The sequence below is a fragment of the Streptomyces flaveolus genome (genome assembly GCF_014648815.1).
Classification (GTDB): domain Bacteria; phylum Actinomycetota; class Actinomycetes; order Streptomycetales; family Streptomycetaceae; genus Streptomyces; species Streptomyces flaveolus.
In genome coordinates this window covers 56,487-69,766 of record NZ_BMRV01000008.1, presented here as the reverse complement: position 1 = coordinate 69,766, position 13,280 = coordinate 56,487, and the positions used below count along the sequence as shown (strand labels likewise).

Genomic DNA, 13,280 nt, shown 5'->3' with positions numbered 1-13,280 from the left:
ATCGACTTAGTCGATCGATCAAGTCGGCTCCGAGCAGGCGTTACGTCACCTCGGCGGTCGACGCGCTGTCCGCGGGAAGGGCCTGCTCGGCCCAGATGACCTTTCCCTCGCGACCGTGCCGCGTCCCCCAGCGCTCCGCGCACTGGGCGACGAGGAGCAGGCCGCGGCCGCCTTCGTCGTAGATCCGGGCACGGCGCAGATGCGGGGCGGTGCTGCTGGCATCGGAGACCTCGCAGGTGAGAGTCGACTGGAGGATCAGTCGCAGCTGGATGGGGCTCTTGCCATAGCGGATCGCGTTCGTGACCAGTTCGCTGACGACCAGCTCCGTGGTGAAGGAAAGTTCCTCCACCCCCCAGGTCGTCAGGACGTCGGAGGCGAAGCGTCGCGCCCCGGACACGGCCGCCGGATCGGGCGGGAGGTCCATCGTGGCCACGTGGTCCGGGTCGAGGACATGGGTCCGGGCGACGAGCAGGGCGACGTCGTCGGCGGGGCGGCCGGGCAGCAGTGCGGCCAAGAGCCGGTCGCAGATCTCCTCCAGTGAGTCCGGGGCCGAGGTGAGGACGTCGTGCAGCGTGGCGAGTCCTTGGTCCACGTCACGCGTGCGGCCGGCGATCAGCCCGTCGGTGTGCAGGACCAGCAGGCTGTCCTCCGGCAGCTCGAACTCCGCCGTCTCGAAGGGGAGTCCACCCAGGCCGAGGGGCGGTCCGATCGGTACCTCGGGCGACTCGACCACCCTGGCGGCCCGGGCGGTCCCGCCCGGCGCCGGGGAGGTCACCACGGTCGGCGGGACATGTCCGGCACTGGCCAGGGAGCACCGGCGGGAGACGGGGTCGTAGATCGCGTACAGGCAGGCGGCGCTGGTCTCGCCCTTGTCCGCCGACTCCTCGCGCTGCATGCGGATGACCACGTCGTCCAGATGGGTGAGGAGTTCATCGGGCATGAGGTCGATGTCGGCGAAGGCGCGGACGGCTGTGCGGAGTCGGCCCATGGTGGCGGCGGCGTGCAGGCCGTGACCGACCACGTCGCCGACGACCAGCGCGACGCGGGCTCCGGACAAGGGAATGACGTCGTACCAGTCGCCGCCCACGCCGGCGCGGGCCCCGGCGGGCAGGTAGCGCGAGGCCGTTTCGACGGCCGAGTGTTTCACCGTGTTCCGCGGCAGCAGGGTCCGCTGGAGGGTGAGCGCGGTGGAACGCTCGTGGGTGTACCGGCGGGCGTTGTCGATGGACACCGCCGCCCTGGAGACGATCTCCTGCGCGAGCAGGAGATCGTCGTCGTCGAAGGGGGCCGAGGTGCGATGGCGTACGAACTGCACCAGGCCGAGGGTGTCTCCACGGGCGTGCAAAGGCACGAGGAGTACGGAGTGGAGACCGAGGTCGTGCAGCACTCGGCCGTGGGTCTCCGACGGCGCCACCCACGTGGGCATCTCGGACCCCGCGATGTGGTGCAGGACGGATCGTCCGGTGGTCAGTGCGCGAACCGGTTCCGAGTCGTCGGGATAGGCGTGGGTCTCACCAATGCGGAGCAGGGACTCCGGACAGTCGTCGAGGACGGAGCGCTGGGCGACGCGGCGCTGCGTCAGGGCCTCCGGCGAACCGGTGCCGGTTTCGTCGAGTGCGGAGTCGAAGAGGTCGACGGTGACGAGGTCGGCGAAGTCCTCGGTGCAGACCTCCGTCAACTCCTCCGCGGTGCGGGAGATGTCGAGCGTGGTCCCGATCCGCTTGCTCGCCCTGTCGGTGAGGGCGAGCCGACGCTGCAGCAGGTGGTCGCGTTCTTCCTGGTAGGCGGCGACGACCTCTTCCGAGGCACGGTCCACGTAGTCGAAACCGATCGCGACCAACCTCATCGTGGCCAGGTTGATCATGCGCCAGTCGCCGGTGAGGCGGGGAGCTTCGGCCTGCAGCTGTTCGAGCAAGCTGAGATGGTCGAGCCGGTAGGCACGGAGGAGCCGGCTCACCGGGATCCCCCGCCGGGCGTAGAGGCGGGCGATGTCCAAGGCTGCCGGAGGAGCTTCCGGTGCGCTCGTACCGGGGCGGGCCTCCAGGAGATCCAGCAGGGCGGTGACGTGCTGGGCGGTCTCCTCCAGGGTCAGAGCCGCGATGTCCGCGTCTTCCCACAGCTCGGGCAGTTCGCCGTTCAGGCGCTGGAGCAGAAGGCCGGACAGCTTCTCCACCTGTGGTCTGAGGTGGCGGGCCAGCTGACCAAGGAACGCATCGACATCGGTTCCCATAGTGCGAATGTACGGGAAGGCCATGACGTGCGCTCCTCGGACGGCTGCGGCAGCCTCTGATCGGTCCGGCTCTCAGAGACCGAGGTAGTCGCCCAGGTCGGCGTAGTCGACCTGCCACAGGCCGGGAGAGCCCGTGGGGTACTGGGAGCGGAAGCCGAGCATGCGCTGGACACGCGGCGAGAGCGTCTTGGCGAGCTCCCTGTCGACCAGGAAGGGGTACGCCTCCTCGCCGGTGAGGAAGCCCGGATTGAGGGCGAAGGCCACAGCCCGCCGGTACTCGTCGCTCGTCCGGTTCGCTCCGCCCCCGTGCGCGGTCTTACCGCTGAACAGAAGGGCGTCTCCGGCGTCCATGAGGGCGGGAATCGTCTGCTCAGGTGTCCCGCGGTCCTCGAAGTCGCTCCAGTGGTTGCTCCCAGGGATGACACGGGTCGCGCCGTTCTCCTCCGTGAAGTCGGTCAGTGCGATCAAGAAGTTGAGGGTGACTTCCGGACCGGCGGGCCCCATCCCGATGAACGGGAACCAGTTCTCCAGGTCCCGGTGCAGCATCTGCGCCTGGCTGTGGGGGCCGATCTCTATCACCTGGGCGGTGGTCATCCAGTAGGTGCCCGACTCCGGGAGGAAGATCTGGTCACAGATCTCGTGGACCAGGCGGTGCTCGAGGATCTCGTTGCGGAACGTGACACTGTGCGTGACCAGGTTGGTGAGCCGCTTCGTGTTACTGCCATGGAACGCCGCCACCATGTCGTTCTCATGGGTCGAGCCCGGGCGAAGCGCCTGCAGCGGCGGCTCGATCTCGGTGTTGAAGCGGTTCATCTCCTCCTTCGTCAGGAAGTTCTTGACGATGACGCCTCCGTCGCGGGTCAGGAGCTTGAGGATCTCGTCCGTCGGCATGTCAACCGTCACCGACGACAGGGTCTGAGGCTGCCTCTGTGTGGTCATGCGAATTCTCTCCCTCACTGTGTGAACTCCGGTTGCTCGGACACCCGATCGGCGCCGCGGACGTCCTGGTTTTCGTGGTCGGCTGTGCGTTTTCGTGACGACAGTCAGGTGGGTGCGGTTGTCATGGCGTTTCCTCGCCGTTCCTGTGGCGGTTGTCTCACTGTCGCCAGCCAGGACCGTCGGCGAGAACGACAGCGAGCACCTGCTTCGCCCGGGTCCGGTGCAGGATGCACAGTCCGGTCGCGGCCATGCGGAGCTATCCGCTCACGACGTCGTTGTCGGAGTCGAGGCGCGCTCCAGGGGCGCCACGCTCCGGTGCTGTGCGGCCCGCTCCCAGGGACGCGCGCTGCCGAGCCATCCGAGGAGGAAGGCCGTCGGCACGGAGACCAGCCCGGGGGTGTGGAGCGGGAACAGGTTGAAGTCCTGCTCCGGCATCAGCGCGTACTTCGTCCCGGACACAGCGGGGGAGGTGAGGGTCAGGAGGGTGCACAGGGACAGCCCTCCGTAGACGAGCCACAGCAGCCCGCGGCGATTGAAGCCGGTCCAGAGGAAGGAGTAGACAACCGCGGGGAACACGCATGTGGCCGCGAGGCTCAGCGAGAAGGCGAGGAGGAACTCGATGGGATAGCGGTGTACGGCGGTGGTGAGGAGAAGGCTCACGGCGCAGAGCGCGACAACGGACAGCCGCAGGACTGCCGGCTCTCCGATCCCGATCCGGGTACGGCCCTTCCGCCCGAGCAGGTCGCGGGTCACGGAGACGGCGGCGGCGAAGGTCACGCTCGCCACGGCCGTGAGCACGGCGAGGAAGGCGACACAGGCCACGAGGGTGATGAGTACGACCCGGCCGGTGGAGTGGTGGGGGAGGACCTCCGACGCCAGGAGGATCGGGGCTCCCTGCCCCTTCACATCGACCGCCCCGATCCGTCCGCTGCCCACCACCGCGGCCGCGGCGAAGCCGGTCGTGATCAGCAGCAGGTAGAAGAGGCCGGTCAGCCCGACGGCGACGCTCAGTGAGCGCCGGGCGGCGGGCGCGTCCTGGCTGGCGCTGACGCGCAGGAGCAGGTGGGGCATCATCGCGGTTCCGAGGATGACGACGATGTGGTCACTGAGCGTGCCGAGCGTTCCGCCTCCGGCGGAGTGCTCCCACAGTCCGGGGCTGAGGTACTCGTCCGGCGACACGCTCTTGTCCATGGCTGCCGACAGCAGGGATCCGGGACTCCAGTCGAAGAGGCGGAGCGCCAGCAGGACCACCGCGGCGAGCGTCGCCAGGGCCACGGGCACTTTGGCGGCCTGCACGAAACTGGTGCCGCGCAGATCGGCCACCCCTGCGAAACACGTGATCAGGAACCCCATCAGCACTGTGCACACCACCTGGGCCCGCTCGCTCGGCATGCCGATCAGAAGGGCGGTGGTGATGCCGCCGGCACGCAGTTGCACCATGAGCAGGGGCACGGCGATGCACAGCGTCACCACGGCACCGGCGATCCGTGCTCCCGGCCCCTCGGCACGCAGGGAGAACAGCTCGCCCAGGGTGTAGCGGCGGGTCGCGCGAATCCTGGAGGCGAGGAGCAGGAAGACGCCGAGTGCGAGCGCGCTGTCGACGGCGGTCGAGACTCCGTCGTAACCGAAGAGGGCGATCGCTCCCGGCAGCGAGACCAGGATGACGACCGTGATCTGTTCCCCCGCCATCGCGATGCCGTTGAAGACGGGCGGGAGAGACCGGCCGGCGACGTAGAGGCGTTCTGGGTCGTCATCATGCGTGGCGAGCGTGAAGACCCACAGGAGGCAGAGGCCGATGAAGACGAGGAAGGCGCTGATGACCGCGCCCCTCGCGGCCGTGCCGATGAGATCGGGCGAGCCGGCGCTCAGGAGGTGCGTCGTCACCACGCGCCCCCGGCCGAACGGGAGGCGGCAGTCGTCGCCGAGGCCGGTTCGAAGGGGGACGTGGCCCGGTTCTCGTACCACCAGGTCCCGGCGACGAGGATAATCAGTTGGGTGAGTGCCCACGCGATGCCGAGGGTGAGACGTCCGTATACGGAGATCTCTCCGAGGGGTGTGGAGCAGGAGAGCAGGACACCGACGGCGAGCGGCAGCGCGTTGACAGTGACCAGCATCCGTGTGTCACGGGGGGAAGGGAAGGGCACGGGACCTCTCTTGGGAAGAACGAGGAAGACGGACTCGGCGCGAGGGGGCGCGCGGACGGCCGCAGCCGTGGAGGACGGAACGCGGCCGCGACGCGACATCAGAGCAGGACGGCCTGGCCGTGGTGAGGCTGCCGAAAAGCCTCGTACCGCGGGCGTTGGGTGTCAGCGGCGGCCGGTCGCCGTCAGGCCGGCGTAGTGCCCGGCCCGCTCCAGGAGCCGGGGGACACCCGTTTCGAGCGACGGTCCGAAGACCGTGTCACCAGGACGCTCACCACGCTGCCAGCGGGTGTGGATGGCCTCGCAGAAGATCGCCGCCTTCCACAGGGCGAGGGTCTGGTACCAAGGGAGCGGGGTGAGATCGAGGCCTGTGCGGCGCTGGTAGCGCTCTGCCAGCTGGCGCTGGGTGAGGTAGCCGGGTGAACGGGTCACCTTGGTGAGTTCGAGCGGGGTGGCAGGGCTGCCGGCCTCGGACCAGGTGGCGGTGAGGTACCCCAGGTCCGCGAGCGGGTCGCCGAGCGTGGCCATCTCCCAGTCGAGGATCGCGAGGACCCTGGCCGGGGCCTGCGGGGCGAACATGAGGTTGCCCATGCGGTAGTCGCCGTGCACCACCGAGGCCGCCTGGCTCGTCGGCAGGTTCTGGGCGAGCCAGTCCGCGATGTGCTCCACCGCGGGCAGGCTGCGGGTGGTGTTGACCTCCCAGAGGCCGCGGAAACGCTCGACCTGCCGCCGGAGGTACCCCTCGGGCAGGCCCAGGGAGGCGAGCTCCCCTCGGGTGACGTCGATGGCGTGCAGAGCGACAAGGGTGTCGACGACCGCCTCGCTGGTCAGCCGGCGCTGTTCGGTGGGGGAGAGGTGGGGCGGGATCATGTCGGTGACGACCGTGCCGTCGAGCCGGGACATGAGGTAGAACGGCACGCCCAGGACGTCCTCGTCCTCGCAGACGGCGACGATCTCCGGCACCGGAACCCCGTACCCGTGGAGGATCTTCTGGATGCGGGCCTCGCGCACCATGTCGTGCGTCGACTTCGGCAGCGGCGGGCGCGGGCCGCGGCGCAGGACGACGGACTCGCCGCCGCGCTGGATGAGATAGGTGACGTTGGAGTGGCCGTCGCCGATGCGTTGCCACGCGATCGGCCCGCTGCCGAAGCCGTGTGCGTCGAGGAAGTCGGCGACCGCGTCGAGCACCAGGAGCGGAGGGCTGTCGGGGCAGCGGGCCCGCTCGCGGCTCGCGACGACTTCCACGCCGTCGGGCACGGTGTGCATCACGAGCCCCCGTCCCGGCCGACGACGGCGTCGCCCAGGTATCGCTCACCGGCCTGGACGGCGGTGCGCCGGGCGGCCGAGGCCCGCCGGGCGACGGCCCACCTGTGGGTCTCGTTGGAACCGTCGTAGATGCGGAACGGGCGCACCTCGTTCAGATACTGCGCCAGCGGGAGTCCGTCGGAGACGCCGTCGCCGCCGCAGATCTGGATGGCACGGTCGATCACCCGGTAGATCGCCTCCGAGCAGTGGACCTTGGCGACCGAGGACATCGCCGAGCCCGCCTTCGCGTCGCTGTGCAGCAGCTCCGCGGTCTTGTTGATGATTGCGTCGGACGTCTCGATGTCGATCACGGACTCGGCGATCAGGTGCTGGGCCAGGCCGAGCGAGTCGATCGGACCGCCGAACAGTTCCCTCTTCGAGGCCCGGTCGAGGGCGATGTCGTGCGCCCGGCGTGCCAGCCCCAGCCACCGCATGCAGTGCGTGAGCCGCGCGGGGCCGAGCCGTACCTGCGCGTACCGGAAGCCGAGTCCGACCTTGCCGAGAACTGCGTCGTCGGGGACGAAGCAGTTCTCGATGTACAGATGCGGGTGGCCGCCGTCGATGGAACGGTCGACCGTATGGATTGCCTCGCCGACCCGGATCCCGGGGTTCGTCATGCCGACGAGGAACATGGTGGCCCCCTCGGGGGAGCCGTCGACGGCAGGGGTGCGGGCCATGACGATGCAGAACCCGGCACCGACGGCGCCGCTGGTGAACCGCTTGTGGCCGTCGATGATCCAGCCGCCGTCGGCGCGCACGGCCGTGGTCCGCAGCGCGGCCGGGTCGGACCCCGCTCCGGGGTGGGGCTCGGTCATGCCGAAGCAGGACCGGACGTCCCCCGCCGCCAGAGGCGCGAGGTACAGCTTCTTCTGCTCCTCGGTGGCGACGAGGTTGAGCATGTGCATGTTCCCCTCGTCGGGGGCCATGCAGTTGAGTGCGGCGGGACCGATCGGCGAGTAGCCGGCCTCCTGGAGGATCGGTGACCAGTACTCGATGGGCAGGCCCTGCCCGCCGTACTGCTTCGGCACGAGCGGAGCGAAGACGCCTGCCTCCTTCGCCGCGCCCTGCAGCCGGTCGCGGGTGGCCTGGTCGAGACGTCCGCCCGGTACGGGCTCCGCGTCGACGACGACCTCGCGGACGAACCGGCGCGTGCGCTCACGCAGCTCCGCGATCTCCGGCGGAAGATGAGGGTAAGTCATTGCTGTCCTTCGTGAGGTGGGCAAGGTCGTTACGCGGTGCCGCCGGCGACCGTGAGGCCGCCGTCGACGGTGAGCACGCGGCCGGTGACCCAGGAGGAGTCCTCCGAGGCCAGGAACACCACGGCAGAGGCGATGTCGGACGGCGCACCCAGACGCCGCAGGGGGTAGTCGGCGGCCACCTCTGTTTCCCTGCCTTCGTACAGGGCCTCGGCGAACCGCGTCTTGACCACGGCGGGGGCCACCGCGTTGACGCGGATCTCCGGGCCGAGCTCGACGGCCAGGGTCCTGGTCAGGTGGGACACCGCCGCCTTGCTCACTCCGTAGAGACCGATGCCGGGTGACGGGGTGTCGCCGGTGACGGAGGAGAGGTTCACGACGGTGCCGCGGCGTTCGGTGAAACCGAGCTCCGGGTGGGCCACGGCGTCCTGCACCCAGGCGAGGGTGGCGAGGACGTTGACCTCAAGGACCTTGCGGGCGACGTCGAGGTCGAGGCCGACGACGGGACCGTACGCGGGATTGATGCCCGCGTTGTTCACGAGGACGTCCAGCCCGCCGAATTCGCCCGCGACCGTGTCGAAGACCTCGCGGCGGTGCCCGGGGTCGTCCGCCTTGCCGGCGACGGTGATGACGCTGCCCGGGGGAAGCGTGGCGGCGGCCTCTTCGAGCGGTCCGGCCTTGCGGGCCGTGAGGCATACGCGCGCACCCTCGGCGACGAGCCGTTCCGCGACGGCGAGACCGATGCCCCGGCTCGCTCCGGTCACGACGGCGACGCGGCCTGAGAAGCGGCCGTGGCCGGTGTGGTTCTCGCTCATGGATCAGTCCTTCGAGGGGGAAACCGGCCCCGGGCCGTCGAGGCCGCGCAGCTCGGCGCGCCGGATCTTGCCGCTCTGGGTCTTGGGCAGGTCGGCGAGGAAATGGATCGTGCGGGGACACTTGTAGGCGGCCAGCCGGTCGCGTGAGAAGGCGATGAGCTCTTCCGCCGTGACGTTCAGACCAGCTTTGAGCGAGACGTAGGCGACGACGGTCTCGCCGCGGTAGGCGTCCGGCTGTCCGACGACCGCGGCCTCGAGGACCGAGGCGTGCTCGTACAGGGCGTCCTCGACCTCGCGCGGCCAGACCTTGTACCCGGACACGTTGATCTGGTCCTTGAGCCGGTCCACCAGGTAGACCCAGCCGTGCTCGTCGATGACGGCGACGTCGCCGGTGCGGAGCCGGCCCTCCGGCATGGTCCGGCGGGTGGCCTCGGGCTTGTCCCAGTAGCCGGGCACCACCTGCGGCCCGCTCAACTCGAGTTCGCCCTGCTCCCCGGTCGGCACCGGCTCACCGTGCGGGTCGACGACGCGCGCGGTGAGGTGCGGCAGGGGTTTGCCTATGGACAGCGTCCCGCTCGGCAGGTGCACCGGCGCTCTGTCCTCCAGCGGCACGGCGATGACGGCGGACGTCGTCTCCGTCATCCCGTAGCCGTTGTGGAGGTAGACGCCGAACCGTTCATGGAACCGCTCGACGGTGGCCGGAGGGATCGGCGCGCCGCCCGAGTACAGGGCCTTCGCCGAGGCGAAGTGTTCCGGTCCGGCCTGCGGCAGCTCATGGATCGCGTTGTACGCGGTGATGGAGCCGATCGTGTAGGTCACCCCGTGCTCGGCGAAGGCCTCCAGGGCGACCTCGGGGTGGAACCGGCCCGCCAGTACGAGCGTGGTGTCGGTGAGCAGGGAGATCGTCGCGTTGACCACCGCCCCGGTGATGTGGAACAGCGGGGCCATGGCGAACACGACGTCCCCGTCGCCCACACCCATCCACGACGCGCAGGTCGCCACCACGCTCAGGACGTTGCCGTGGGTGTTCATGGCACCCTTCGGCGGCCCCGTCGTTCCCGAGGTGTACGTGAGGAACGCGACGTCGTCGCGGGTCAGCTCCACGGGCGAGGGGCTGCGGCCCTCGAACTCGCCGATCAGCTCCACCAGGTCGCCGTCCGGCGCGGGGGCCAGACATTCCGTCGTCGCGAAGACCCGCGGATCGTTGCGGGACTGGTAGTCCAGGGCCGACGTGCTGACCAGCCAGCGCACCGGGCTCCCCGCCAGCGTGCCGAGGGTCTCGTGGACGTCCACGTCCGCGCAGACGACCCCGACCGCCCCGGAGTCGTCGATGATCCGGCGGAGCTCCTGGCGCCGGTACATCGGGTTGAGTCCCAGTGCCGTGGCCCCCAGCTTCCACAGAGCCAGCAGCACGAGCGCGTACTGCGGAACGTTCTGCAGGTACACCCCGACGCGGTCACCCCGGCCGGTCCCGCGGGCCTCGAACGCGGCGGCCAGGGCGTCCGACGCCACGTCCACCTCCCGCGCGGACAGGGCGCCGTCGAAGAAGCGAAGCGCTACCCCGTCAGGGTTCCTGGCCACACGTGCCTTCCACGCGGCCACGAGCGAGCCGGGAACCACATCCGGCCTCGTACCGGACCCGTCGGGGAACGTGTCCCGCCGCCGACCCTCATCCACTGTCATCTGCCGTCCTTCCCACCCATGTCCATGCCTTGGCGCGCCGGTCACGTGAGCTCGCGCTTGAGGATCTTTCCGGTGGACGTCATCGGCAGGGTCGGCACGATCTCCACGATGCGCGGGTACTTGTAGGCGGCCATCTGCTCCTTGCCCCAGGCGATCAGCTCGTCGGGGCGGGCCTCGGCGCCGCGGTCGAGGATGACGAACGCCTTGATCTCCTCTCCGTGACTCTCGTGCGGCACGCCGACGACCGCGGCCAGGCTGATCGCCGGGTGCGTCATCAGGACTTCCTCGATCTCGCGCGGGTACACGTTGAAGCCACCGCGGATGATCAGGTCCTTCGCCCGGTCGACGATGTAGTAGAAGCCGTCCTTGTCCCTGCGGGCCAGGTCGCCGGTGCGGAACCAGCCGTCCCTGACGGCTTCGGCGGTGGCCTCGGGACGGCCGTGGTAGCCCCTCATCACGTTGTGGCCCTTGACCGCGATCTCGCCGATGGCGCTGCCTGAGCCGTCGTCCTCGACCTCCGACCAGTCCGCGTTGACGAGCTTGACCTCGACGCCCCAGATCGGCACGCCGATCGACCCGGGACGGGGCTCCCGCGCCGGATCGCTGAAGGTCACCACCGGCGAGGTCTCGGAGAGGCCGTAGCCCTCCAGGACCTGGACGCCCAGTCGCTCCCTGACCTGCTTGATGAGTTCCGCGGGGAGCGCGGCGCCGCCGGAGACGCCGACGCGCAGGTTACTCGCGATGCGCTCGACGTCGACGTCCTCGGTGAGCGCCTGCAACAGGCCCCACCACATGGTGGGGACACCCGCGAAGACGGTGATGTCCTCCCGCTGCATCAGGGACACCGCCTGCCGGGCGTCGAACCGCGGCAGTAGCACCAGCGTGCTCGCCGTCGAGAAGCCGGCGTTCAACTGCACGGTCGCGCCGAAGGAGTGGAACAGTGGCAGCACGACCAGATGGGTGTCCAGCGTCGGCCGGTTCTCCAACAGCTGGTTGACCGCCAGGGCGTTGAGCACCAGGTTGGCGTGGCTGAGTTCGGCGCCCTTCGCCTGCCCCGTCGTACCACTCGTGTAGAGCAGCACGGCCGGGTCGTCCCCCGACATCCCGATGCTGTCGAACGTCGATGCGGTGCCCCGCAGCGCGGCGCCCATGGTCTCGACGCCCTCGATCGGGCTCTCCGCCGCGGGATCGGCGGTGATGAGGAAGAAGTGCTTGCAGGCAGGGGTCTCGCTGAACCCGGCGTGCCCCTCCGCTCCCATCGGCAGGCCCTCGCCGCCCTCGAAGCAGAAGTACGCCTTCGCCTCCGAGTCGGCGAGGTGGTAGGCGACCTCCCGGCCCTTGAGCAGGATGTTGAGCGGTACGACGACGGCGCCGGTCTTGAGGATCCCGTAGTAGACGATCGGGAACCAGGGCACGTTCGGACAACTGAGCGCGACCTTGTCGCCGGGCCAGACGCCGCGGTCGACCAGGAGGTTGGCGACCTGATTGGCGGCGGTGTCGATCTGGGCGTAGGTGAGACGTGTCGTGCCGAGGACGACCGCGTCCCGGTCCGGGTGCGTGCGGGCGGAGTCCTCGAGCAGGACCGAGAGGTTCAGCATGGTGTCTTCCGGGAGGGTGGACCGGGCCGGGCCGCGGAGGAACAGAACACGCGGCCTGGCTCGGAGCGGGTGGGGGTAACGCGTGACTCGATGCGGGTGTCACAACTTCCGCAGGAGCCGGTCGAGGGCCTCGGCCGTCGCCTCGACGTCGGCGGTGGTGTGCGCCGTGCTGAGGAAGACCTTGCCGGACGGCATGAACAGGAAGCCCTGCCGCAGCATCCCTTCGAGGATCACCGCCCAGAGCCCGCTCGTTCCGTGAAGCCCCGTGGCGCCACCGGCGGGGACGTACTGGAGGAGCGAGCCGACCCGGTTGAAGCTGCCGAAGTCGGGCGATGAAACGAGAACAGCGCCGACGAGGGCTTCGAACTCGGACGAGGTCTGTTCGAGTTGCTCGTAGACCGCGGGATCGGCCAGGACGCGCATCGTCGCCGCGACGGCCGCCAGTGCGATCGGGTTGGCGTTGAAGGTTCCGGCGTGAACGACGCCGGACGTCACCTGGTCGATCAGATCGGCCCGGCCGACGACGGCGCTCTGGGTGAAACCGCCGGCCATCGCCTTCCCGAAGACGGACAGGTCAGGAAGGACGCCGTACTTCTCGGCCGCCCCGCCACGGGCGATCCGGAACCCGGCGATCACCTCGTCGAAGACGAGGACGACGCCGTGCCGGTCGCAGAGGGCCCGCAGCGTCGACAGGAAGTGCGGTGCGGGTGCTTCGACGCCGGCGTTGCTCATCACCGGGTCGACGAGCACGGCCGCGATGTCGCGCTCGACGGACTCGCTCAGCAGGCGCTCGGCCAGCTGTACGTCGTTGAAGCGCGCCACGACCAGGTCGTCGAGGACGCTGGCCGACTGTCCCGCCCCACCGGGGGTGGCGGGGCGGTCGCAGTCGTCCTCGGACATCCCGGCGTACACGGTGTCGTGCCAGCCGTGGTAGCTCTTGGCGAACTTGAGGACGCGGCGCCGCCCGGTGGCGGCGCGCGCGAGGCGCAGCGCCACCTGCACCGCCTCGGTCCCCGTGTTGCTCCACAGCAGCCGCTCGCCGTGCGGTACCGCTTCGAGGACCGCTTCCGCCGCGAGGTACTCGAGCGGGTGGCCCGTGCCGACGACCTGCATCTTCGGCGCGACCTCGGACACCGCGGACACCACGCGCTGGTCACCGTGACCGAGGACGAGCGGCCCCCAGGCCATCACGTAGTCGACGTACCGGTCGCCGTCCAGGTCCCAGACGTATGCGCCCCGTGCCTCGCGCACGAAGAGCGGATGAGGAGGCATCGCGGCGCGCAGGCCCGACCCCACACCCCCACCGACGCTGCGGCGGGCTCGCTCGAAGGCCGAGCGTGATGATTCCAGGGCCATGAGATCGCCCCTGCCTT

At 69.7% G+C, this 13,280-nt stretch carries 10 protein-coding genes; all 10 read right to left on the bottom strand.

Going from position 1 to position 13,280, the window contains the following annotated elements; translation table 11 throughout:
• Nucleotides 1–40: 40 nt before the first annotated feature.
• Nucleotides 41–2,254 (bottom strand): ATP-binding SpoIIE family protein phosphatase, encoded by a 2,214-nt coding sequence (locus tag IEZ05_RS19785; protein WP_189231501.1) that lies wholly within the window; start codon nucleotides 2,252–2,254, stop codon nucleotides 41–43.
• 48 nt (nucleotides 2,255–2,302) lie between these two features.
• Entirely contained in the window at nucleotides 2,303–3,169 is an 867-nt protein-coding gene (locus IEZ05_RS19780) for a phytanoyl-CoA dioxygenase family protein (RefSeq protein WP_189231500.1), read from the bottom strand.
• Between the two features lie 264 nt (nucleotides 3,170–3,433).
• Complete coding sequence (locus IEZ05_RS19775) at nucleotides 3,434–5,053, bottom strand: sodium:solute symporter family transporter (RefSeq protein WP_229869768.1); 1,620 nt, start codon at nucleotides 5,051–5,053, stop codon at nucleotides 3,434–3,436.
• Nucleotides 5,050–5,283 (bottom strand): hypothetical protein, encoded by a 234-nt coding sequence (locus IEZ05_RS19770; RefSeq protein ID WP_189231499.1) that lies wholly within the window; start codon nucleotides 5,281–5,283, stop codon nucleotides 5,050–5,052. Before IEZ05_RS19770 ends, IEZ05_RS19775 begins: the two co-directional genes overlap by 4 nt.
• Nucleotides 5,284–5,475: 192 nt before the next feature.
• The gene (locus IEZ05_RS19765; protein WP_229869785.1) at nucleotides 5,476–6,576 is read right to left on the bottom strand and encodes a phosphotransferase family protein; all 1,101 of its coding nucleotides are present in this window, start codon (nucleotides 6,574–6,576) and stop codon (nucleotides 5,476–5,478) included.
• Complete coding sequence (locus IEZ05_RS19760; RefSeq protein WP_189231497.1) at nucleotides 6,576–7,814, bottom strand: acyl-CoA dehydrogenase family protein; 1,239 nt, start codon at nucleotides 7,812–7,814, stop codon at nucleotides 6,576–6,578. The genes IEZ05_RS19765 and IEZ05_RS19760 overlap by 1 nt, the downstream gene beginning before the upstream one ends.
• 29 nt (nucleotides 7,815–7,843) lie before the next feature.
• On the bottom strand, nucleotides 7,844–8,626 hold the full coding sequence (locus tag IEZ05_RS19755; protein ID WP_189231496.1) for an SDR family oxidoreductase: 783 nt from the start codon (nucleotides 8,624–8,626) through the stop codon (nucleotides 7,844–7,846).
• Between the two features lie 3 nt (nucleotides 8,627–8,629).
• Complete coding sequence (locus IEZ05_RS19750; protein ID WP_229869767.1) at nucleotides 8,630–10,207, bottom strand: class I adenylate-forming enzyme family protein; 1,578 nt, start codon at nucleotides 10,205–10,207, stop codon at nucleotides 8,630–8,632.
• 143 nt (nucleotides 10,208–10,350) lie between these two features.
• The gene (locus IEZ05_RS19745) at nucleotides 10,351–11,907 is read right to left on the bottom strand and encodes a long-chain-fatty-acid--CoA ligase (protein ID WP_189231495.1); all 1,557 of its coding nucleotides are present in this window, start codon (nucleotides 11,905–11,907) and stop codon (nucleotides 10,351–10,353) included.
• 99 nt (nucleotides 11,908–12,006) lie between these two features.
• The gene (locus IEZ05_RS19740; RefSeq protein WP_189231494.1) at nucleotides 12,007–13,263 is read right to left on the bottom strand and encodes an aspartate aminotransferase family protein; all 1,257 of its coding nucleotides are present in this window, start codon (nucleotides 13,261–13,263) and stop codon (nucleotides 12,007–12,009) included.
• Nucleotides 13,264–13,280: the final 17 nt, after the last annotated feature.